Source organism: Marinobacter sp. BSs20148 (assembly GCF_000283275.1).
In the GTDB taxonomy this organism is placed as follows: domain Bacteria; phylum Pseudomonadota; class Gammaproteobacteria; order Pseudomonadales; family Oleiphilaceae; genus Marinobacter; species Marinobacter psychrophilus.
This window is the reverse complement of sequence record NC_018268.1, coordinates 380,592-403,862: the sequence shown is the minus strand read 5'-3', so window position 1 is coordinate 403,862 and position 23,271 is coordinate 380,592. Positions and strand designations below refer to the sequence as shown.

At 49.7% G+C, this 23,271-nt stretch carries 22 protein-coding genes and 2 pseudogenes; 8 read left to right on the top strand and 16 right to left on the bottom strand.

The window, feature by feature from the left end; genetic code table 11:
* Window positions 1-232: 232 nt before the first annotated feature.
* The 13 genes and pseudogenes from MRBBS_RS01730 to MRBBS_RS01675 form a co-directional block, all read right to left on the bottom strand.
* Window positions 233-535: a thiamine pyrophosphate-binding protein gene (locus MRBBS_RS01730; protein ID WP_041635025.1), complete on the bottom strand. Its 303-nt coding sequence runs from the start codon at window positions 533-535 to the stop codon at window positions 233-235.
* A gap of 55 nt (window positions 536-590) precedes the next feature.
* Window positions 591-929 carry a RidA family protein gene (locus MRBBS_RS01725; RefSeq protein WP_041635024.1) on the bottom strand — a complete coding sequence of 113 codons (339 nt, stop codon included), beginning with the start codon at window positions 927-929 and terminating at the stop codon, window positions 591-593.
* A gap of 32 nt (window positions 930-961) precedes the next feature.
* A complete protein-coding gene (locus tag MRBBS_RS01720) occupies window positions 962-2,212 on the bottom strand; it encodes an NAD(P)/FAD-dependent oxidoreductase (protein ID WP_014869695.1) in 1,251 nt (416 codons plus the stop codon).
* Window positions 2,213-2,395: 183 nt separating this feature from the next.
* A pseudogene (locus MRBBS_RS20320) lies at window positions 2,396-2,970 on the bottom strand (hypothetical protein).
* A 36-nt stretch (window positions 2,971-3,006) separates the two neighbouring features.
* Complete coding sequence (locus MRBBS_RS20315) at window positions 3,007-3,429, bottom strand: hypothetical protein (RefSeq protein WP_227497564.1); 423 nt, start codon at window positions 3,427-3,429, stop codon at window positions 3,007-3,009.
* 501 nt (window positions 3,430-3,930) lie between these two features.
* Window positions 3,931-6,882: an FAD-binding and (Fe-S)-binding domain-containing protein gene (locus MRBBS_RS01710; protein ID WP_227497563.1), complete on the bottom strand. Its 2,952-nt coding sequence runs from the start codon at window positions 6,880-6,882 to the stop codon at window positions 3,931-3,933.
* A 91-nt stretch (window positions 6,883-6,973) separates the two neighbouring features.
* Window positions 6,974-8,182: a pyridoxal-phosphate-dependent aminotransferase family protein gene (locus MRBBS_RS01705; protein WP_014869691.1), complete on the bottom strand. Its 1,209-nt coding sequence runs from the start codon at window positions 8,180-8,182 to the stop codon at window positions 6,974-6,976.
* Window positions 8,183-8,273: 91 nt separating this feature from the next.
* Window positions 8,274-9,461 (bottom strand): CaiB/BaiF CoA transferase family protein, encoded by a 1,188-nt coding sequence (locus MRBBS_RS01700; RefSeq protein WP_041635023.1) that lies wholly within the window; start codon window positions 9,459-9,461, stop codon window positions 8,274-8,276.
* A 39-nt stretch (window positions 9,462-9,500) separates the two neighbouring features.
* Window positions 9,501-10,295: an enoyl-CoA hydratase/isomerase family protein gene (locus tag MRBBS_RS01695; RefSeq protein WP_014869690.1), complete on the bottom strand. Its 795-nt coding sequence runs from the start codon at window positions 10,293-10,295 to the stop codon at window positions 9,501-9,503.
* Window positions 10,296-10,314: 19 nt separating this feature from the next.
* Window positions 10,315-11,601 (bottom strand): TRAP transporter large permease, encoded by a 1,287-nt coding sequence (locus MRBBS_RS01690; protein WP_014869689.1) that lies wholly within the window; start codon window positions 11,599-11,601, stop codon window positions 10,315-10,317.
* A 28-nt stretch (window positions 11,602-11,629) separates the two neighbouring features.
* The gene (locus MRBBS_RS01685; protein ID WP_014869688.1) at window positions 11,630-12,181 is read right to left on the bottom strand and encodes a TRAP transporter small permease; all 552 of its coding nucleotides are present in this window, start codon (window positions 12,179-12,181) and stop codon (window positions 11,630-11,632) included.
* A gap of 97 nt (window positions 12,182-12,278) precedes the next feature.
* Window positions 12,279-13,256 carry a TRAP transporter substrate-binding protein gene (locus MRBBS_RS01680; protein ID WP_014869687.1) on the bottom strand — a complete coding sequence of 326 codons (978 nt, stop codon included), beginning with the start codon at window positions 13,254-13,256 and terminating at the stop codon, window positions 12,279-12,281.
* Between the two features lie 458 nt (window positions 13,257-13,714).
* Window positions 13,715-14,176 (bottom strand): GlcG/HbpS family heme-binding protein, encoded by a 462-nt coding sequence (locus tag MRBBS_RS01675; protein ID WP_014869686.1) that lies wholly within the window; start codon window positions 14,174-14,176, stop codon window positions 13,715-13,717.
* Between the two features lie 275 nt (window positions 14,177-14,451).
* Between MRBBS_RS01675 and MRBBS_RS01670 the strand changes: the two genes are divergently transcribed.
* On the top strand, window positions 14,452-15,108 hold the full coding sequence (locus tag MRBBS_RS01670) for a GntR family transcriptional regulator (protein ID WP_014869685.1): 657 nt from the start codon (window positions 14,452-14,454) through the stop codon (window positions 15,106-15,108).
* Window positions 15,109-15,204: 96 nt separating this feature from the next.
* Here the strand turns inward: MRBBS_RS01670 and MRBBS_RS20190 are convergent, their stop codons facing one another.
* Window positions 15,205-15,330: a hypothetical protein gene (locus MRBBS_RS20190; RefSeq protein WP_014869683.1), complete on the bottom strand. Its 126-nt coding sequence runs from the start codon at window positions 15,328-15,330 to the stop codon at window positions 15,205-15,207.
* A 99-nt stretch (window positions 15,331-15,429) separates the two neighbouring features.
* A pseudogene (locus MRBBS_RS19825) lies at window positions 15,430-15,630 on the bottom strand (IS3 family transposase); the annotation flags it as partial.
* 110 nt (window positions 15,631-15,740) lie between these two features.
* Here MRBBS_RS19825 and MRBBS_RS01665 point away from each other — a divergent pair.
* The 7 genes from MRBBS_RS01665 (at window position 15,741) to MRBBS_RS01640 (ending at window position 22,229) form a co-directional block, all read left to right on the top strand.
* Window positions 15,741-16,601, top strand: coding sequence for a carbon-nitrogen hydrolase family protein (locus tag MRBBS_RS01665; protein WP_014869682.1), 861 nt, complete (start codon window positions 15,741-15,743; stop codon window positions 16,599-16,601).
* A gap of 63 nt (window positions 16,602-16,664) precedes the next feature.
* On the top strand, window positions 16,665-17,666 hold the full coding sequence (locus MRBBS_RS18595) for a TRAP transporter substrate-binding protein (RefSeq protein WP_014869681.1): 1,002 nt from the start codon (window positions 16,665-16,667) through the stop codon (window positions 17,664-17,666).
* 134 nt (window positions 17,667-17,800) lie between these two features.
* The gene (locus MRBBS_RS01655) at window positions 17,801-18,328 is read left to right on the top strand and encodes a TRAP transporter small permease (protein ID WP_014869680.1); all 528 of its coding nucleotides are present in this window, start codon (window positions 17,801-17,803) and stop codon (window positions 18,326-18,328) included.
* Window positions 18,318-19,595 (top strand): TRAP transporter large permease, encoded by a 1,278-nt coding sequence (locus MRBBS_RS01650; RefSeq protein WP_014869679.1) that lies wholly within the window; start codon window positions 18,318-18,320, stop codon window positions 19,593-19,595. Before MRBBS_RS01655 ends, MRBBS_RS01650 begins: the two co-directional genes overlap by 11 nt.
* 52 nt (window positions 19,596-19,647) lie before the next feature.
* Window positions 19,648-20,952 carry an amidase gene (locus tag MRBBS_RS01645; RefSeq protein WP_014869678.1) on the top strand — a complete coding sequence of 435 codons (1,305 nt, stop codon included), beginning with the start codon at window positions 19,648-19,650 and terminating at the stop codon, window positions 20,950-20,952.
* Window positions 20,953-21,236: 284 nt separating this feature from the next.
* Window positions 21,237-21,446, top strand: a complete 210-nt coding sequence (locus MRBBS_RS20375; RefSeq protein ID WP_083846968.1) for a TRAP transporter large permease subunit — start codon at window positions 21,237-21,239, stop codon at window positions 21,444-21,446.
* 126 nt (window positions 21,447-21,572) lie between these two features.
* A complete protein-coding gene (locus tag MRBBS_RS01640; protein WP_041635022.1) occupies window positions 21,573-22,229 on the top strand; it encodes a GntR family transcriptional regulator in 657 nt (218 codons plus the stop codon).
* Window positions 22,230-22,286: 57 nt separating this feature from the next.
* Here the strand turns inward: MRBBS_RS01640 and MRBBS_RS01635 are convergent, their stop codons facing one another.
* Entirely contained in the window at window positions 22,287-23,051 is a 765-nt protein-coding gene (locus MRBBS_RS01635) for an IclR family transcriptional regulator (protein WP_014869676.1), read from the bottom strand.
* Window positions 23,052-23,271 lie beyond the last annotated feature (220 nt).

Sequence of the window (23,271 nt, the reverse complement as noted above, 5' to 3'; positions counted from 1 at the left end):
TATTGGCTATTACCTGATGGACTATTACTACAGGCAGCGCCCTCTTCCGTTCAATGATGGCTTGCCTCCGTTGGTTACGGAAGAAAAACTTAAAATACTGTCTTGAATTAGTTGACCACTACAGACGCGTAGTTCTGCCCATCCTCAAAGAAATCTCGCCCTCGCTCATAGTAAAAAAGTTCGACTGCAAAACCTGAAAACATCAGAAGCAGCAAGAAGCGTTTGTCGCAGGTCACACAAACAAAATCAGCGGCACCCCGTCTTGCCACGCGGTATGGACACCTGTATAGGCCTGCGCAGCGCCCGGCCCACGCGTAACCATGGCAATACCCGGAGTACCTGTAAATTTACCGTGTGTATCCGCCATGTACGTACACGCCGCTTCATGACGACACACCACTGTTTTAATCTCGGCATTGTATAGACCATCTAATACCGATAAATAGCTCTCGCCTGGAACCACATACGCGCGACTAACTCCATGTAATTGAAGGCTATCAACAATCGCTTGACCACCATGAATTGCATTATCCATTGTTGTTACCTTCTCCAAGTGCGAGTTATGACTTTTTTCCGATATTTTTTAGCGACTACTCAGCGGCAATTATGGTGATTTCCACCAATAAATCGGGGTGCGCCAAGGTGGACTCTCCGCACGCTCGAGCTGGGGGCAATGTGTCTTCAAACCATTGATCCCATACCTTATTCATCGCCGCGAAATCATTCATGCTTTTCAGCCATACCGTTGCTGATAACATTTTTGATTTATCACTGCCCACTTCTTCCAGCAAATTTTTGGCTTTATTCAAGCACGTTAAGGTTTGGGCAGATACATCCTCATCGACAGCCCCAACTTGACCCGATAAGTAAATTGTCTGATTATGAATAACAATCTGGCTCATACGTTCATTACTATTTAATTTCAACATATTCATTTCTCTCAGTTTTTTCAAAATTTTAATTACGACTTAGAAAATCGTTGGGGGTTAAAAGGTTCAACATTAACCGTTAATTTTTTATTATTTATTAACTCCTCGATGATACGCCCTGTAATCGGTCCTAACGTAAATCCTTGATAACCATGCCCAAACGCAAACCACAAATTGTTGTGTTTCCCGGAAGCTCCGATAACCGGCTTCATGTCAGGCATACAAGGTCTAGATCCGCACCATGGGTCACTCTCTACTTTATCCTTCAATGGCAGAATATTTTTAGCAATATCCAATACAGCCTGTAGTTGTCCGAAATCTTTTTTCGCATCCATTACGCTAACTTCTGCGCCGGTGGTAATACGAATACCTTGCTGCATCGGCCCCATAACAAATCCTTTGTCTATATCTATCAAACTGTGATTGATAGAATTTTTTTCAGTCGTTTCAAAATGCTGGTGATAACCACGCATTGGAAATAAGGGTAGATTATATCCCAAGGGCTTTATCAGTTGGCTAGACCAAGGACCGGCAGCAACAACTAAATGATCACTATAAAAAATTTCATCGTCGGTTACCACCTGCCAACCGTTGTCATCCGGAAGAATTGTTTTGACACTACACTTGGCTATCGTACCTTGCATATCTTGATAGCTTTTAGCATACGCATTCACCAACGCACCCGGATTTGAGACTTGCCAGGAATTTAACCAATGAATCGCACCGACAAACCCTTCAAAATTTCCGTTAGGTTCTAGCTCTTTCAATTCCGAAAGGGAAAGTACTTTGTGCTCAACCCCCTGTTCCCGGGCTTTTTTAGCGACCGCCACGGCCGTTTTGAATTTATCTTCAGTTCGATGCATTTCGATCCAACCGTCACGTCTGATCAAATCCTCAACGTCGGCAGCCGTGATCATTTTCTGGTGCTCACTGGTACAATGCTCAATGAGAGTCTGCCAATCTTTTTCTATTTTCTGGACCGAGAATGGTGCAGAAAACCGCCAGTACTGTCGTAGCGCGTGTTGATAACGTAGGACGGCAGGCCAGCGATAACGAATATCCGTCTTCTTGTTCGGTAACATTTTTATCAGTTCAATCAGCTTTCTAGGAAAAGGATGAACATGAATCGCTTCCCGCTGAATCAACCCTGCATTACCGTACGACGTTTCTAATCCCGGTGATTTCTTGTCTAACAGCAGAACCTGAGAATTGTTCTTTTGTAGATGCCAGGCAATAGACGTTCCAACCATACCAGCACCAATCACGATGACTTTGTATCGCATACCAGCTCCTCTTCACGATAGGTATATAAAATACTATGTTTCTTTCAACATGAGAAAGATTTTCATTAACGCCCGATTTTTCGCTGATCAGTAAGTTGGTGAAGGCAGTCTAAAGTGAGCAATTATCTGAATTAATGATTATTGTAGAAAAATTTTAACTTCCAGTTTTACTGGTTATTGATTTTAGTCTTTTGAAATAAGTCCAGATAGAAATGCTTGCAGGTTTTCGTTGAGCTTTTCTATGCAGTAACTGCCTTCTACTAAGATAATCACGGGCTTATTCAGTGATTTTACCTTTGTTGCTAGCGTTTTAAAACCCTGTGTACTGACATGACATTTAGCTTGTGGATCGTCTTTATAAACATCGAACCTTAGCACATGGACAATGACATCCGGATTGAACAGCTTTACAATTTCAATCGATTTATCCACATAATTAAAGAACCCTGTTTCATCTGTACCATGTGGCATTGGAAAGTTAATATTATAACCGCAGCCCTCTCCATAGCCTATTTCGTGCTCGTGACCTGCGACCACGGGGTAAAATTAATAGGATTGCTATGCACCGAAGTATATAGCACATCTTTGCGGTCATAAAATATTTCTTGAATGCCCTGACCATGATGCATGTCGGTATCTAAAATAGCGATTTTTTGAAACTTCTGGCGCAGGTGCTCAGCAATAATTGCTGCGTTATTGAGATAACAAAAACCACCTGCTGCATTTTTTCTGGCGTGATGCCCTGCGGGCCTCGTCAGGCATATTTTAATATCGCTTTGATGGGTCTGATCATTTTACAACGAATCAGCGGCATTGAGTGCCGTTTGAGCGGACCAATAAATAGGGGTCCATGAATGTTTGCCAATTGGAGCACTATTATCAGCTTGATTTTTAGCCGCTTTTGCCAAAATACCAAGCCCAGAATTGTTATTCGGTACATAGACAGTAGTTTGTACCTCCTCTCCCATTTCCTCACCCGAAGCCATCCATTCTTCATAGCCATGCTTTAAAAATTCAACATAGTCGAAATCATGTACTGCTAAAATTGGTTCGATCCCTATTTCTTTGGCAGTCGTTACTTCTAAGCCCATCATCTGTGGGGCTTTTAATAGCTCAGTCAATCTCTCGGGTGTTTCTTGCGGTTGGAGCATTTTCCCTCGAGAAAAATAGCTTTTGGGATGATGAAGCTTTTGTTTTTCGTGACTGTATATTTTCATCTTCTTCGTTCCATTTTTCTGTCGAAGTCTATTTTAATGCAAATTTATATTACTTTAAAATTCTCATAGTAACGTTTAAGTTATATTATTTATATAATGATAATATAAAATTCGGTTAAGCTATTTTAATTAGAGAGTATTTTAAGATTTTACATAGACGTTAACTTATAAATATATGGCACTGAATATCGGTAGTCAAACGATATAAAATTATATCGAATATAAGTACAGCTAATATATTGAGAGTGGCAGCTTTCGAAGAGACATGTAATGCTCAATTCATGGTATCGATATTTTCAATTTCACAACAGCGTGGTCAAGGATGAAACCGCCTGAGCAGTATTAGCCCATTAGCGTCGACTCAAAATTAACCGATTTAAGACAAGATAGCTGCCTCGCCACTGAGCGGAAACACTGTCGCAATAACAACAGTGTTTCCGCTCATTACCAAAAAAGCGTGTCGGTATTGACACGTTTCAGGGGCGTTATGCACAGGGTTGGTCAGGCCAATGCTCTTTCCAGAACCTTTGCGACATGCAGGGCAGTTTTATTGGCACCATCGTGAATTTGATGTCGACAACTGGTGCCGTCGGCAACCACAAGATCAGTTGCCTCGGCCTTACGAACCGCCGGGAGCAGTGAAAGCTCGGCCATCTGCATCGAGGCATCGTAGTGTTCACGTTCGTATCCAAAGCTACCGGCCATTCCGCAGCATGAGCCTTCGATGTGTTTAACCTCCAGTTCCGGTATCCAGCAAAGCACCTGCTCTACTGGCCGAAGAGCATCAAATGCTTTCTGATGACAGTGGCCGTGCAGAAGAACTCTGGGTGTTTCCAGAGCTTTTAAATCGAGTTTCAGACGCCCAGCATCGTGTTCTTTGACCAGAAACTCCTCAAACAGAAAAGACGCCTTCGATAAAGCGACGGCCTGCGTCCCATAGCCATACTGCAAAAACTCATCACGTAGAGTTAAAAGGCAGGAAGGCTCCAGCCCAACGATGCTGATACCCCGTTCAACGAACGGCATCAGGTACTCAAGTGTGCGCTTAGCTTCGGCCTTGGCTTTATCTACCTGGCCGGAGGCAAGATAGGTTCTGCCGCAACACAACGGTCGCTCACTTGGCGCTTTGTTGAAGTGTACGTGGTAACCAGCGGCCGTGAGAACCCGTTGAGCCGCTTCCGCATTAGAAGGCTCAAGGTAGTTATTGAAGGTGTCGACAAATAGCAAAACTTCTTTTTCACAGACTGTGTTACCAGGCTTCGCCGCAGCGCTGGCCAGATAATTACCGCAAAAGTTCGGCAAGGCGCGCTGTTCTGCCAAGCCTAGGGTGCGCTTAACCCAGTTTGACAAAACAGGTACCCGTTCAACAGCCGCGATGACGCTTGAAAAATGCCGGGCGTATGCAGCGTAACGAGGCATTTCCGCTACACATCGATCTCGAAGTGAAATCCCGTGTGTTTTTGACCAAGCCGAACGTGCCTCAATCTTCATCTTGGCCATGTCCACACCGGTTGGGCAATCACGCTTACAGCCCTTGCAAGACACACACAGATCCAGAGCCTCTTTGACATCATTGCTGGCCAGGCCTTCTGACCCCAACTGCCCGGACAGCGCCAGTCGCAGTGTGTTGGCGCGCCCCCGTGTCAGGTGTTGTTCTTCCCGGGTAATGCGAAAGCTGGGACACATGGTGCCGGCGTCGAATTTCCGACAATGGCCGTTGTTGTTGCACATTTCAACCGCTTTGATCAACCCGGATGTCGGGTCACCCGCACTGCCCGGCGCACTTTGTTCGCCGGTTAACGGATCGCGAAGTACATCCCAGCCTGACCAGTCGAGCGCCGGCGTTATTGGTATGCCCTCATAGCCTTTGCTAAACCGGAAGTAGTCTGGATCATCCATTCGCGGGGTATCGACTATTTTTCCGGGATTCAGCAAATTCTCAGGATCGAAAAGCTGTTTAATCTCCTTGAATGCGGCATTGAGCTGTGGCCCAAACTGCCAGGCAACCCACTCTCCGCGACAGATCCCATCGCCATGCTCGCCTGAAAATGCACCTTTGTATTCTCGAACCAGCGCTGATGCTTCTTCGGCGATCGCACGCATTTTTTGCGCTCCGTCACGACGCATATCCAGAATCGGCCGAACGTGCAAAGTGCCAACACTGGCGTGGGCATACCAGGTCCCTTCAGTGCCATGCTTATGAAATACTTCGGTGAGCTTGTTGGTATATTCTGCAAGGCTTTCAAGCGGTACTGCGCAGTCCTCAATAAAGGAAACAGGCTTGCCGTCACCTTTCATGCTCATCATGATGTTAAGGCCTGCCTTGCGCACATTCCACAAAGCGGCCTGTTCAGCGGCGCCGGTCATGCTAATGACACAATCGGGTAAACCCAGATCCCCCATCAGCTCATTGAGCTTTGCCAGATCGCCTCGCAGTTTCTGCGCGTCTTCCCCGGAGAATTCAACCAGCAGAATGGCTTTGGGTTTGCCAATTAGCGCTTTCTCGATCACGGGCCGGAACGCTGCATTTTCAATCGCAAGGTCTATCATGGTGCGATCCACCAGCTCTACCGCTGATGGATTGAGAGTAACGATGTGCTGGGTCAGGTCCATGGCCTGATAGAACTGAACGAAGTTAACCACGGCCAGCACTTTGTGAACCGGTAGCGGTGCAAGCTGAAGCTTGATTCTCTGTGTAAGCCCCAGAGTTCCTTCAGAACCGACTAACATGTGAGCGAGATTAACCTGGCCGCTCAGGTTATAAGGACGCGGGTTCTGACAGTTGAAGATATCAAGATTATAGCCACCCACGCGACGCAGAACCTTGGGAAAACTCTCCATTATGTTGGCGCTTTCCCGCTCTGCAATGTGCTGCACCTGCTGGGCTATTGCGCGAATTCTTTCATTGACAGGTAGGTTGCTGGTCAAACCAAAATGCCCTTGCGAACCGTCCGCAAGTAAGGCGTCGATACCCAGAACATTGTGGACCATGTTGCCGTACTTGATGGACCTTGAGCCACAGGAGTTATTGCCCGCCATACCACCAATGGTGCACTGGGCGGCCGTTGATACATCAACCGGGAACCAAAGCCCATAGGGTTTGAGCCAGCGGTTGAGGTCGTCAAGAACCAGACCGGGTTCAACGACCACTGTCTGTTGCTCTTCGTCAAACTCGACAATCTGATTTAACCAGCGGCTGGTATCCAGAATGATCGCTTCGCCAACAGTCTGGCCACACTGACTGGTACCCGCCCCGCGCGCAAGTATCGGAACTTTTGCATCTCGAGCTATATCAACGGCCAGTTGCAAGTCCGCCTGATTGCGGGGTATCACGACGCCGACCGGCATAATCTGGTAGATAGACGCGTCCGTGGAGTATCGTCCGCGTGAGGCGTCGTCAAAAAGCACATCGCCCGCAAGTTCACGTGCCAAACGAGCGGCAACATCAGACATCGGTTTTACTCGCGCATTTTGCGATTGTATCTTAGGCTCTGAAAACGAGTTCATCGTTTACTCCTGATCTATGCCGTTATAAACACCGCTATTAATTGACGTGGTGAGGCGGATTCTGGGAGAAGTACTCCAGCGCTGCCAAAACGCCACTGCCTTTGAGGTTCACGCCAGACAACTTCAGACCAGCCTCGCAGCCGCCTAACGCGGCAATCAAAGTCAGATCATTGCAGTCACCGAGGTGTCCTATTCGGAACATCTTGCCTTTCGACTTGCCTAGCCCCATGCCCAGCGAAAGATCGAAGCGCTCGTAAATCAGACGCCGAACCGCATCCGCATCCACGCCATCGGGCATCACGACACCCGTCAGAACCGGGGAGTAGACATCTGGTTCCTGACACTGAACTTCCAGCCCCCAGGCTTCAACAGCCGTACGCACACCGACAGCCCAGCGCTGGTGGCGTGCGATCACCTGTTCCAGGCCTTCCTCCAGCAACATATCCAACGCTTCATTCAGGCCGTAAAGCAAGTTAGTGTTGGGCGTATAGGGCCAATAGCCGTTTTTGTTAGCCTCAAGGATCTCATCCCAGGCCCAGAAGCTTTTTGGCAAATTTGAAGTTTTGCTGGCAGCGATGGCGTTATCCGACAAGGCGTTAAAACTGATGCCTGGCGGCAGCATCAAACCTTTCTGGGAACCGGAAATGGTTACGTCCACCCCCCACGTATCGTGTTGATAGTCGGCGCACGCCAGGCCTGAAATCGTATCGACCAATAACAGTGCTGGATGGCCGGCGGCATCGATGGCGCGGCGTACTGCAGGGATATTGCTTGTTACACCGGTTGAGGTTTCATTGTGAACCACACACACCGCCTTGATGGTGTGGCCTGTATCTTTTCTGAGGCGCTCTTCAATCATGTCGGCCTGCACGCCTGCGCGCCAACCCTCATATCCGGGCAGCCCCAGGAATTCCGGCTGCAGCCCAAGCCGACGCGCCATTTTTTCCCACAGTGTTGCGAAGTGACCCGTTTCGAACATCAGCACATGGTCACCGGCAGACATAGTGTTAATAAGGGCGGCCTCCCAGGCTCCAGTTCCGGATGCAGGGTAAATAATGACGGGCTGGGTCGTTTTAAAGATAGTCTGAATTTTTTTCAGCAGCTCCAGACCTAGTGCGCCAAACTCAGGCCCGCGATGGTCAATCGTCGGGAGGCTCATGGCGCGCAGAATTCGGTCCGGTACAGGAGACGGCCCAGGTATTTGAAGGAAGTGCCGACCTGAGGGATGAAAATCAAGTTTCAACATAGGGAATACTCCGTGAGTCTGTGGTGCCTATAAATTCTGAATTTTGAATTCACACATGAAGCGCATTATGGGTAAATATGGAGTTGATGAACTACTTGATACATCCCTCCTGGCGGAGATTGCTAACCTCCTCTTCACTCAAACCAGCGCTATACAAGATTTCATCGGTGTGTTGCGCAAAGAGGGGCGCCGGAGAGCGAATCTGTGAAGGCGTACAGGAAAATTTGCTGGGAAAGCCGATCGTCTTCATCTTGCCGATCACCGGGTGATCGACTTCCTCGACCATGCCTCTGGCAAGAAAATGCTCATCCTGCATGGCCTGGGCAAAATTATTGATCGGTCCGGCCGGCACGCCTGCAATGTCGCATCGATCCAGCCAGTGCGCCGTTTCACGAAGGGACAGAATTTCTTCCAAAACACGTTCAAGTTGCTCGACATTGCGCCCACGGTCGCTATTGGTTAAAAACCGCTCATCAGCGATCAAATCGTCCCGCGCGATGACATCCTGACAAAACCGCTCCCAGGTTCGCTGATTAGCACAGCCCAGCATCATGTAACCATCCTGGGTTTTAACAGCCTGATAAGGGGCTGAAACGCGATGCCGCCAGCCGGTGGCTTCCGGCACAGTGCCTTCGGAGAAGTACGCCGCAGCCTCCCAACTGAACCAGGGCAAGCCGCATTCGGTGATGGCGATATCAATCTGCTGACCTTCACCAGTATTCATTTTGTGGATATACGCCGCCAGAATCGAGTAAACCGCCGTGATGCCTGCACCGATATCGTAAACGGCAATGCCGGTTTTTACCGGCCGTCGACCTGGCTCGCCCGTCATCGACATCAAACCGCTCATGCCTTGGGCCACCAGATCAAAACCCCCTTTATTGCTGTACGGACCCGTCAAGCCATAGCCTGAAATAGAGCAGTAAATTATGCCGGGGTTGATCATTTTGATGGTTTCATAATCGATCCCCAGAGATTTCGTCACTCCCGGCCGATAGTTCTCAACAATGACATCTGCGTCTTTGGCGAGCCGATAAAATATCTCCCTCGCGCGTTCGTCCTTGAGGTTTAAGGAAATGCTTTTCTTGTTTCGGTTGATCTGGGAGAAACACGTAGATTCGTCGTTAACGTAGGGCCCCATTTGTCGGCTGTCATCGCCACCATTGGCCTTTTCCACCTTAATGACTTCGGCCCCCATGTCACCAAGCACCATGGTGCAATAAGGCCCAGCCATGATTTGCGAGACATCCAGAACTTTTATGTTTTTCAAGGGAAGCATGTGTTTTCTCCGTGTCGGAAAAGCTGTTCGGTAAGCCAGCTATTTTCCGGTCCATTCAAACGGTATTTTGGTGACAAACTTATTGACCGCTGCTTTGAAGTCGGCACTGGCATAGCAGGTTCTCACCCAGTCATCGCTGACATCTGCAGCCGTCCGTCTGTGTGCCAGCACGCGGTTGATCACTTCTTTGGCAGCGAGCACCGTCAACGGCGCTCGTTGACTGAAGGCTTGTGCCTTTTGGTCGACCTCGTCTTTAATGGTATCTGCCTCAAAAACTTCGCTGACTAATCCACAGGAGACGGCTTCCGGTGCCTCGATCAGCTTTGCTGCCATCAGAATCTCCTTGGTTCTGGGGATGCCAACAATATCCATCAAGCGTGAAACGTTGGTAACTGACAGGCAATTGCCCAGGGTTTTGGCAATGGGCACCCCAAACTTCAACGAGGGCGTGCAATAGCGAAAGTCGCAAGCAAGCGCAATAGCGGCTCCACCGCCGACGCAAAAGCCTTCGAGCATCGCGATGGTCGGCGTCCTCATGGTTTCCAAGCTATAGACCACACTGTCAATACGACGCTCATAAGCAATGCCCTGATCTCCGTGGTTAAAGTCAGCAAATTGCTTGATGTCCGTTCCGGCCACGAAGGCTTCCCCGCCATAACCATAAAAGACCGCAGCGCTGACTTCGGCTTTCCCATCAATCTCTTCACAAATGCGCTCCAGTGCGTCGTACATACTCCAGGTCATTGCATTGCGGCTTGCCGGGCGATTGAAGCCAACCCAAGCCACCCCTTGGTTTACCTTGCAGTCGACACTGCCTTGGTCAGGTTTACTCATCTCGTATTCCTTTCAGCTATCAGGTGCCATAAACCAGGTTCACCAATGACAAGGCAAAGGCTGGAATATAGGTATTTATGATGAGAATCACGAACAGCACAGCCAAGAACCAGAGGTTGGTACGCGAGGTCGCCCAAATATCGGATTTTGCAATAGAACAAGAAGCAATCAGCACACTCGCAACAGGAGGTGTTTGTTGGCCTATGGCCAGGTTCAGTGTAACGATCAAACCAAAGTGAACCGGGTCAATACCCACCGCGAGAATCAGCGGAAGAACGATTGGAACTACCAGGATGATGGCTGCGGCAGAGTGCAGAAATATGCCCAGAATCAGGAAAATGACATTGAGCAACGCCAAGATGATGTACTTATTGTCGGTCATGTCACTGATGGAATTGGCGAGCTGTTGTGGGAGTTGAGTCTCGGTGAGATAAAGCCCCACGACAGCAGAGCTCGCAACCAGAAGCATAACCACAGCCGTTTGAACGCCCGCATCGAGACAGGATTTGTAGAAAATACGCAGGTTGAATTCGCGGTAAACAATTGTGCTAATGAAGATGGCAACAACAACGGCCAGTGCAGCACCCTCTGTCGCGGTTACGATCCCGCCAAATATACCGCCCAAAATGATGACCGGAATAAATAATGCCCAAATGGCACCCTTAAACGCTTCCCAGAGCTTTTTGGCCCGGAACTCACCTTCCGATGGAAAGTTATTCTTTTTCGCCAGGTAGTAACACATGGCGGCTAAACCCAGGGCGCCCAATATCCCAGGCAAAATGCCAGCGACAAACATTTTGACCACAGAAACGCCGGACATTACGGCATAAAGAATCATCGGAATGGACGGCGGCAATATAATTGCAAGGCTCGCCGCCGAGGATGAAATAGCTGCCGAAAACTCCTTCGTATAACCTTTCTTTTTCATCGCCGGAATCATAATACTGCCGATGGCAGAAACCCCTGCGACAGCTGAACCCGAAATTTCTGCAAAAAATATCGAAGCGCCTATGGTAACCATCGACAGCCCACCCTTAATAAAACCGAGCAGTGCCGACGCAAGATCAATCAAGCGACGGGATATGCTGGAGGCGTTCATAATGGCGCCCGCCAAAATAAAGAGTGGAATTGCAATGAGCGGGAACTTCGTTGCACCATCAAACATTACCATCGCGACATTGGGCAATGCTGCGACTCCGTAACTACTGACGGTCGCCACAGCGCCAACGATACCTAATGCTATCGCTACAGGCACATTGATTAGAATCAGGCATATCAGACCAACAAACATTAGAAAAATGATCATCTTATTATTCTCCTGGGCTCGCTCAATGCTACTGCTTAGTGGTTATTGAAGCCTTGTCGTAGCTGAGGCCCGCTTCTTCCAACTCATGGTCTGTAAACCCTTTACCCTTTGCACTGGCGATCACTTCTGGCAGATGTAAGAGCTCGGCGATAATAAAGAGGACAGCCCCGATAGGAATTGCAGATTGTGTTAGCTGCACGGACACGCTGGTCAGACTGATAAGCGTTGACCCTTCAAGTATTAGAACGACTTGAGTGCCGGTGTAGGCGAGTAAAACAAAGAAACCGATAGTGATTGCCTCAGCAAGCAATGCTATAGGCAACCGGATTGAGGGAGGAAAATAGTTAACCACGGTCGGACACCCAATGTGAGCACCCTTGGCTGCAGCAAGCGCGGCACCATAGTAAGTCAGCCAGGCCAGGCCCACAGAGGCGACTTCGTCATACCAACTAAACGGTGATCCAAAAAACCTCGAAAGAAAACCGACGGTAACAACCGATGCCAGAGCAATCATTATGGCAACGACAATAACTTCAAGAAACTTGAAATAGGCGTTTTTAAAAATTGTAAGTGAATTCATTGATATCCCCTGAAACACCAAAGCCGGTTAGTACCTGCGTGCAATACATGATCCGCACAGTGATCGCGAACCATGCACAGCAAGCGGGAATCGTCCTTTATTGCTTACGGAGCTGACTAACCTTATCCAGCATTTCCTGACCGCCTTCTACTTCATCAGCGAACTTTTTATAGATCGTGTCTGAGCCGGCAACAAACGCTTTCTGATCTGCGTTGTTGACCTGCATCCCTTCGGATTTCATTTTTTCGACTAGACTGTTATCAAGCATTTCACCTTGTTCAAGTGCGAAGGCTTCCACTTCTTGAGCTGTCTCAATCAGCACATTCCTGACGTCTTCCGGCAGTCTGCTCCAGCGGGCGCCAGCCAGCACGTAGGCAGGTGTGTAAACGTGATTGGTTATCGACAGGTAATCCTGAACCTCGTGGAATCGTTGCGAGTAGATTTGGACCAGAGGATTCTCTTGACCGTCCATCGCGCCTGTTTGCAACGCAACAAAAGCTTCGGAAAGTGCCATGGGGGCTGGACTCGCGCCATAGCTTTTAAACATCTCAACGCGCCACACCCCGTTGGGGGTCCTTAGCTTGATGCCATCCAGATCCGCAGGCACAACGATAGGCCGGACATTGTTGGTTATTTGCCGAAAGCCGTTCTCCCAAACGCCAATAACTCGGTAGCCTTTGTCTTCTGCAGCCTGGTAAAGCACGTCCCGCACAAGTTCATCTCGCACACGCTCCATATGGCCCCTGTCTTCAATCAGATAGGGCATTTCAAACACCGAAAATTCGGGAGCAACACTGCTCATGACGGACGAGGGCAAAGCCAAATCCAACGTACCCAGCTTCAGTTTATTAAGCATCTGGGCGTCACTGCCTAACTGGCTGGAACCAAAAGGTATGACCTCGGCCTTACCTTCCAGCTTTGCATTAGCAATTCTTGCAAATTCGTTGACTGATTTTTCGAATAGAGATCCCGGGCCTCCTACATGACCAAACTTGATTTGGGTCTCTGCTGCCTGCGCGGCTGGTACACCCAGCGCAAACACGGAAGCGAGCAATGCTGTCTTCAAGATTTTCATACTGATCTCCGATATTTCATTGTTTTTATTTGTAAGCAAAACCGTCGATAGTTAAATCTCTCCAAAATGACCGTGTTGCCGTTTCGTGCCACCTTTAAAAATGATCGGTGAGCCTGACCCGTCGATTTCTGCACCGAAATCCATTGTTCCGGTGAGGCGTTCGAATCAACCACGCTCCGAATATGAATTCATAATTCATAATTCTGTATTAGACTTTAGTCTAATTACGATGCGAGGCCAGTGCCAACGGGCTTCACTGCGTAGAAGAGATTGGATAATTCGGCTAAATTACGGGGCTAGACACTCAGACTGAGCTGGGTGAAGGATAGAATAGAGGCATCGGTGAGCATTGAGTGCAAAAAATTGGGCACACGGTAGCGCCCGTCCTCTTGTTGAAAATGAACAGAACGAACGCGGCCACGTTTCGCTTTAAAAACGAGCGATAGCCGCCCCCAGTCTCAGTCGGGAGCGGTTCCCACCTTAAAACCTGCAGCTTCAATTCCGGCAATCGCTACCTGCTCATCCTCATCTGAAGAAGCACCGCTAATTCCCACTGCGCCGATCACTTCATCGTTTAAGTCTAGAATCAACACACCACCCGCTACCGGTACAAACTGACCGTCTGCCGCAGCCGCAACTGACGCTAAAAAAGCGGGTCGTAGCTCGTTGCGCTCGCCCACCGTTCGGCTGGAAGCACCATTCCCCAGAGCAGCAAACGCCTTGCCCCTTGACACCGGAAGGCGCAGCGGCGCGCAGCCATCTTCCCGTTCAGCGGCAATCATGTTGCCGCCCCCATCCATAACAAACGCCGTCAGCGGATCCATATCCCGGGCTCGTGCCATAGCAAATGCACCGTCTACGATTTGGCGAGCCTGCGCCCTTGAAATTTTTACACTGGATCGAAAAACTTTACCTGCCATATAATTATCCTGGATCGTTCAAGATGAGAAAATCTAAATAGAAGTTTCCGGTCTCGGGGAATGGCCCAGCTGTTACGTCCCCAGAACATTCAGAACGGATGGAGCACCATCACCGAAAGAGGGCATTAAAGGCCTTTGAGCCTTGCAAAGCGGCGCGCTGCACCTTATTTTGAATTCTAAATTCAATGTATAGTTTAGGGCAGGATTCCATCCTGAGATACAACTGCCACACGAAAATTGCCGGCAGCTCACCATTTCTCTTAAGACAAGGTCACATGGAAAAGATACAACAGAGAGTTCTTTATCAAGAAGCTGCTGACAGAATCAGAGGATTGATCGAACTCGGCACACTGGCGCCGGGAGAGAAAATTTCCGAAAAGGGCCTCTGCGAAAAGTTCGGCATCTCCAGAACACCCCTCCGCGAAGCATTGAAAGTTCTGAAATCCGAAGGTCTGATTGAAATGCTGCCAAATCGCGGTGCTCGAGTAACTCAATTGACCGCTAAGGACGTCGAGCACACCTACAACATCATGGGCGCGCTGGAAGGGTTGTCCGGTGAAACCGCCTGCCAAAACATCAGTGACGCTGAAGTTGCCCATATACGTGCGCTCCATATTACAATGGTAGAGCATTTTCATCGTAACGAACTGAAGGAATACTTCCGCGCTAACCAGCAAATTCACGAATGCATCATGCTTGCTTCAAAAAACGATTTGTTGCTGGAAATATTTAGTAACTTGAGTCAGCGTATTAAACAAATTCGCTATTCCTCTCGGATGACCGACGATTACTGGCACAAAGCAGTAAATGATCATGAGAACATGCTTGAGGCACTTCAGGACCGCGATGGAAAACGTCTTGGCAACATTCTCCGGAATCACTTGGATCACAAGCTGGAAGCCGCAAATCTGACAGGGATGGTAACCGACTAATACAGGGCCGCTTTCTTAGCCGCACCCGGGCGCTGGACGCCGAGCACTTCCAGGCGTCCGTTATCGAGGTTCAGGAATACCAGAACGTACTCTAGGTCACTTAGCACCGCCAAAGTGGCTTTTGCAGCGTTCAATGGAAATCGTACCCACACGCAGCTTATCAATAAACTCGACGGCGCCGCCCATCAGGTCACCGGATGGAAGTAGCTGGCCTGTCGCCATTTGACCTTCTCCTGTTCACCACACTTGCCGACGGTAAACAGGTCGAGCCATGTCTTTTAGGGGACGAACTGAAAATTGACACGTTCCGATGTTTCGAGATCGTCGGGCCATTACCACATCATCGTATGCATTCAGATAGACCTCTTCATACTTCACGCTGCGCCAAAGTCTCTCCACGATGACGTTGTCAATTCTCCTACCGTTATCATCCTTGCTGATCTTGATTTGATGTTCATCGAAAATGCTGGTCAAACCGTCGCTAGCAAGCTGGCTGCCTTGGTCGGTGTTGAAGATCTCTGGGGACCATATTTGTGATCGTCTGGCCACCGTTTAACGAGGCGGCCAACTATTGCATTCATTATTCATTTCTACTATAAGATAAAGCCAACGCCGAAAATGGACATTTATCAATGATTTTAAAAATTGCCTGCGTACAGCTTGGGCCCTACGCAGGCTCCCTGGAGGTTCAACTCGACGCGATCGAGACGCTTGGAATGCAAGCTGTCGAACGACACTCTCCGGACCTGTTGATTTTCCCTGAGCTCATATCAACGCCTTACTTCCCGTTGGAGAAAGACAACAAGTGGTTTGCGCTGGCGGAGTCTATTCCTGGCCCGACAACAGAATGTCTTTCCAAATTGGCGGTACGGGGGGGATGCGAGGTAGTGGGAACGCTGTTCCACAAAGACGACGAGAAATATCTGAACACCGCTGTCCTGATGGGTACAGACGGGGCTGTCAAAGGTCAATACAGCAAGACCCACATTCCGAATATTAACTATGGAAAAACCCGTGGCTTTGAACGTTTTTATTTCTCTGCGGGTAACAACTTCGCCATTTGGGACATCAAGGGCGTGCGGGTAGGCATATTGATCTGTTATGACCGGTCCTTCCCTGAAGCCTGGCGGGCACTGACCCTTAATGGCGCTTCGGTGGTCATTGTTCCTGCGTCCTCAAGTGGCTTCCGCTCCGCAATGTTCGTTCAAGAGCTCCAAATCAGAGCGATTGAAAACGGGGTATGGGTAGTTGCAGTAAACAAAGGCGGGGATGAACTTACTGTCGACAAAGTCAGTCCGGCTGACTTCTACGGTAGTTCCTGCGTAATCACGCCCGAAGGCGAGATCGCTGTACAAAAAGACCGTGAACCAGGCGTCGATTTCGGTTGGGAAATTGATACATCAGTTGTCGAACTGGCCCGAGCGAAGCTCGGCTACATGAAAGCGCGACGGCCAGACTTGTACGGAGACATTGCAAAAAAACAGAGAGAATGAGGTTGACCTAAATGCTCGTATCGGACTTCTAAATCTATGAACATAAATATATTGGGAGAGCCAATGAAAATTTCACTGTTCCATAAGTTAACCATAGTCCAGATTGCCATTGCCATTTCGATCTCGTTCGCCGCAACCGTAAAAGCCGACGTGACCACGATTCAGGTCAATCACGAAATGGGGGTGGGCACGCCCACCGCCCGAGCTCTGGAATGGTTCGGCAATGCAGTGACAGAAGAAACAGAAGGTGCCGTCAAGTTTCGTTACTTCCATACACACGAACTCGGGAGCGAGCGAGAAACCTACGACATGCTCCAGTCTGGCGCCATTCAAATGGGCGTCAGCGGAGCCCAGATAATCTCGGTCCTGGCACCTGAATACGGTGCACTCCTGCTCCCCTATGTGTTCGCTGATGCGGATCACGTTACAAAAGTATTAAACGGAAAGATTGGCAAAGAGATGCATCAACAGTTTCTGGACCAAAAGGGCATTCGCATCCTGGGATGGGCCCACCGTGCACCTCGGCACCTGACCACGAGCGAGAAAAAAGTCCAGAGTCCGGCGGATATGAAAGATCTGCGAATAAGAATCCGCGAAATCCCTGTACAAATTGATGCCTTCCGCGCGCTGGGAGCCAGACCTGTCCCGATGGCATTCCCCGAAGTCTATACGGCTCTGCAGACCGGGACCATTGACGCGCAGGAAAATCCCGCCTCGATTATGGTCGCTAACAATTTCCAGGAAGTGCAGGACAACGTGACCCTAACCGCCCACATAAGAGAGGCTTTCTGGTGGGAAATCAGTGACCGCGTCTGGCAGAACTTATCCCCCGAAATACAAGCCGCATTCGAGAACAATATTGACGAAGCGATCTCCCTCGCGAACCAGTGGGAATTTGAAGCCGATGGCAAGTACCTAGCGGAATTCGAAGCTGCGGGAGTCAATATCATCGAGCTGGATAAAGAAACCCTCAATGAATTTTCTTCCCTGGTCGAGTCTGTCGCTACTGAGTACGCCGACAAGTGGAAAGAGGGTGTCTATGAGGAAATCGTGCGCCTTCGGTGATTGGTGAATCAGGCCATAGGGCTCTCAAGCCCTATGGCCATCATTGAAAACAGACAAAGCCTGAGGAAATGGAAATCCTAATATAGGTTCTTCGGCTTTCCATACTTGGATCGAGTGCTGTGTGAGGATCGGTTATGGCTATAGCTGCGCAACCAAGCAAAGATCGGCAATCGCAAAATTGGGCGAGCCTGACTGCGGATAAAATAGAAGATGCATTGATTTTCGTTGCCGGAAGCGCCTTTGTCATCATTGCGGCTCTCATCATCGCTCAGGTTTTTTCCCGTTACGTTCTCCAAGCTCCACCCACCTGGACCGAAGAACTTACTCGCTATGTATTTGTCTGGCTGGCATGGCTAAGTGCAGCCGTTGTGTTTCGTAAAGGACAGCATGTAACCATTGATGCGATCAACGCTATCATGCCGGATCGCCTCAAGGGTTTGCATGAGTTCTTCGTGAAGGTTGTCTGTGTCGCAATCCTGATCTTTCTTCTGACGTACGGTTGGCAGGCCCTGGAGTTTGCCACTTCATACTCACCCGCGCTGAATATCCAAATGGTGTACGTTTACGCAAGCGCTCCGGTCGCCGCATTCATTATGCTGACCTTTGTCGCCCTTGATACGGTCGACAAATGCCTGGGTAGGAGGGCGTCTCATGCTGTCTGAGTTCGAACTTGGACTTGGAATACTGGTTCTCCTGATCGGGCTTCTACTCAGAATCCCCGTACCGTTCGCATTTGGCTTGGCCGGAATTTTTTACTTCTGGCAAACAGGTATTCCTCTCACTGCTTTACTGCAGCGGGCCGTTGCTACAGCGGACTCGTTTACGCTGATGGCAATCCCTATGTTCATCTTTGTCGGCCTGCTTATGACGACGGGGCCGATGGCGATGCGCTTGCTGAATTTTGCAAAGGCGCTAGTAGGACATTTAACCGGTGGATTGGCGCAGGTCAATGTGGCGGCAAGCATGCTTTTTTCGGGCATGTCAGGTTCTTCGTCCGCAGACGCGGCGGGGCTCGGCGCAGTAGAGATCCGGCTCATGAAACAGGCGGGGTATACGCCACGGTTCGCTGCGGCTGTGACCGGAGCATCTGCTTGTATTGGACCACTTATCCCGCCAAGTATCCCCTTCATCATCTACGGCGCAATGGCTCAGGTTTCGGTTGGACGCCTGTTCCTTGCCGGTGCAGTGCCAGGCGTGTTGTTGGGGCTGGTCTTTATGCTCATCGTGCGCATAATGGCCAAACAGCATGCGTCCGAAAAGTCCAAATTCCGTTTTAGCGAACTCTGGAAAGCGGCGATGGGGGCAATCCCAGAACTGATGATGCCGGTAATTCTGATGGGTGGCTTACTCAGTGGCTTCTTTACGCCAACAGAGGCATCGGGTGTCGCCGTAGCGTATGGGCTGATACTTATAGCGATTCGTCGAGAACTCACGAAGGAGGAGCTGATCGGAGTTGTGCGCGACACGGTTAAGTACACTGGTATTTTCATGTTTATCGTGATGATGGCAAGCGCGTTCAGTTGGATTCTTATCCGTGAGCAAGTCGGCGGGATTATCTTTGACTTGGGAGAAGACTCGCAATATTGGGTAGCGATGCTTGCGATCCTTGCCGGCGTCCTCATCATCGGTTGCTTTATGGAGACGATATCAGCCCTGGCTCTGATCGTTCCGATTCTCGCTCCACTCACAGTGCTTCTCGGAATCGATCCTGTGCATCTGGGGGTGATTGTGATCTTTGGGCTTCAAGTCGGACTCATCACGCCTCCCATCGGAATGGCGATGTACATAGTGAGCGCTATTGCTGAAATTCGGATCTACGATTTCGTTCGGACTGTCATGCCGTTCTTGATCGGTATGCTCGTTTTACTCCTGTTAATCGCCTACATCCCGGCAATCAGCCTGGCGCTCCCAAACTTCGTGTTTGGTTGATTCGGCCGCGTTGAAACCATGGCATTCATCCGTTCAAGGAGGTTTATATTTTATGCCCTGTTCAGATCTCAATACGATTTCCGCCGTTGATTTCCAACAACGAGTCGCAGAAGGCTATGATGAGCCAGCGGCTCTGATTGACGCTTGCTTTACGCGCATAGCCGATCGCGAGAAGGACGTTTGTGCTTGGCAGCACCTGCAGGAGAAAACAGAGTGCCTGAACGGTCTGAACGCGTCGCACGGAGCGGCTTTATCAGGCATTCCAATTGGCGTAAAAGATAATTTCGACACCCAAGATATGCCGACAACATGGGGAACATCGTATCTCCGCTCGGAGCGCTCCCCTTGGGATGCCGCCGCCATTACTCTGCTCCGACGCGCGGGAGCGACCATCGTGGGTAAGACGGTCAGTACAGAGCTTGCCTACTTTACACCGGGTAAAACACGCAATCCGCTGGACTACAGACGAACCCCGGGCGGGTCGTCCAGCGGTTCAGCAGCGGCGGTTGCAGCTGGCATGGTTCCGCTGGCTCTTGGCACTCAAACCGCCGGCAGTATTATACGCCCGGCGAGCTTCTGCGGAGTCATCGGCTTCAAGCCCACATTTAACACGGTCCCACTGGCGGGCGTTAAAGGTTTCAGCCCGTCCCTGGACACGGTTGGCTGGTTCGCTCGCAGCGTTGACGATATCGCCTTGGCGTTTGCTGTCCTCACCGCGTCGCCCCCGCCCAAGATTGAGGGCTTGAGTCTTTATGGTTTGCGGGTCGGTGTCAGAGCTTTACCCTTGGATGGCCCTCTCACTGTCGACACCGTCAGCGTACTGGGTACCACCCGCCGCATGCTATTGAAAGCCGGCGCCCAAGTCACCGAACTTGATTTACCCGCCAACTTCGACGCCTTGGTCGACGTACAAAAATGCGTCATGGCTTATGAAGCCGCCCGAACCCTCGCTTTCGAATATGACACGTACCGGGATCAAATGGGGCCAAAGCTTGTGGCCATCATTGAGCAGGGCTTGGCCGTGGCTCCCGAGGATTATCGAGCAGCCATTCAGGCAACAGCCTGGCACCGACGTGAGATCGCAAAGCGATTCACTTTTGATTTGGACGTCATTTTGGCGCCCAGCGTGAACGGCCAAGCACCTCTGGGCCACGATGCTACAGGCGATCCACTCTATTGCCGAGCTTGGACGCTTCTAGGTCTGCCCTGTATTTCTCTTCCCATAGGCAAAGGTGTCCACGGCATGCCCATTGGTATGCAGTTCATCGGCGCGGAAGGGGCCGATGCAAAACTACTGTCTATCGCAAAGGCTATCATGCTCGCAACACACGACGGGAGTGGCATTGAGTCAGCATAATACGAACATAAAATCGATGATTTGACCGTTATGTGTTTTGAAAAACCTCGTTTCTGATTCTCACATCTTTCTTTGTGTTGTCCGCCGCGCGCTCGGTAAACGCGCGGCCCGTAAATTTTTTTATAACGTATCGGACGGTTCGGTTATCCGATCGGCTTTGCGTGCGCAACGGTGGCGGAGGGCTGGATATTCAACGTGGTCATACCCCCAAGCATAAATCTGATTCTCTAAGGTGTGATTGCGAACGCCTCGATCCTGTATCCACGATTTACTGACTCGTTCCGTTGTTTCGTCCTGCAGTGAAGGCCGTCGGGTTTGACGTTATTCATTTTGGCGCAGTTATGACGACTTACCTATCCATGGCGTATATTGCCCCACCGATCGCGCTAGCGCTGTACCTGGCCTCCCAGATTGCGGGCATATCTTTCTATGTTTTTTGTCGACCTGTTGGCTTAAGAATACAAATATCGATTCGGCCATGCAGAGAGATTTGATCGAAAGCGTATCGGAGCCTGTGGGCTGTTTGAACCAATAGATCTCCCTTGGGCGGCTGGTGCCTGAGATACGACTGCCCCATGAAAATTGTCGGCAGCTCACAACTTATCTTAAGAAAAGATCACATGGAAAAGATACAACAGAGAGTTCTTTATCAAGAAGCTGCCGACAGAATCAGAGAGTTGATCGAACTTGGCACACTGGCATCTGGAGAGAAAATTTCCGAAAAAGGGCTCTGCGAAAAATTCGGCATTTCCAGAACGCCTCTCCGCGAAGCGTTGAAAGTTCTGAAATCCGAAGGGCTGATTGAAATGCTGCCCAATCGCGGTGCTCGAGTAACCCGTTTAACCGCGAAGGACGTCGAGCATACCTACAACATCATGGGCGCCCTGGAGGGGTTGTCCGGTGAAACTGCCTGCCAATACATCAGTGATGCTGAAATTACCCACATACGTGCACTTCACATTAAAATGGTCGAGCATTTTCACCGCGGTGAACTCAAGGAATACTTCCGCGCCAACCAGGCAATTCATGAATGCATCATGCTGGCGTCAAAGAATGACGTGCTTCTGGAAATGTATAACAACCTTAGTCAACGTATTGTACGAATTCGATATTCCGCTCAGATGACCGACGATTACTGGCACAAAGCAGTGAAAGACCATGAACACATGATTGAGGCTCTTCAAGATCGCGATGGAGAGCGTCTTGGCAACATTCTCCGATGTCACTTAAGTCGTAAGCTGGAGGCTGCCAACCTGATGGGGATGAAAACTGACTAATCCAGAGCCACTCTCCCGGCCACCTCGCCTCTTAGCCGTCGCTGACCCACCAGGGCGTTAACCCGGCCGATACCCTAAATGCCGGGAAATTTCCTCACCGGCTTTCTTCAATTCACCGATCCATTCATTTTTTCTCCGCTCGATCGGCGCGGAAATTGATAGCCCCGCGCTCACATTTCCGGACTTTTCGAACAGCAGCACGCCAATACAACCGACGCCAATCTCAGCTTCTTCGTTATCCAGTGAGTAGCCCTGTCGAATGCTGGTCATACAAGCATCTTCAAGCTTGCTCAGTGAAGACAGTGTATTGCGTGTATAAGCGGGCAGATTGGTTCGCCGGGCGTAACTCTCAATCTCATCCTCTCCCGCAAGGCCCAGCATGAGCTTACCCACAGCGGTAACATGCAAGGGTGCGCGACTACCTACGATCTGGTTTACATGCATCATGCGATTCGGCGTCACCTTTTCAAAATAGATCACCACATCACCCTCTCGAATCGTGAGATTGATGGTTTCACCCAATCGGTCACACAATTCCCGCATGTAAGGGAGCGAGACCCCCCGCAGGTCAATATCCGAATGCAGACGATTGCTCAATTGCAGCAATTTCTGGCCCAGACGGTAACCCCCGTTGGAATCTCGCTCAACAAAACGATTGCTGATCAATGACTGAAGAATTCGATAAGCCGTGGAAGGCGCAAGCCCAGTCTCGGCGCCCAGCGTTTTCAGTTTGACCGGCTTGGAATAACGCCCAATCGCATCCATTAGTAGCGCGGCCCGGTCAATGACCTGAATCCGGGATTCAGTTTTGGCGTCAGTCATCAGGAACTCCGAGTGTAACGGTCAGGTGAGATCAGAGGTACGACTAGTAAATATTCTATTACACGGATACTACTTTCCACAATGTGGAAATTATAATAATGCCTTTTCTAAATATTTACCTCATATAAACCAGATACTTGAAATTTCAGGCGATATTTATCCTTTAAATTCCACATTGTGGAAATTTTTCATATTGCGAAAATAAAACCCGACGACCTAT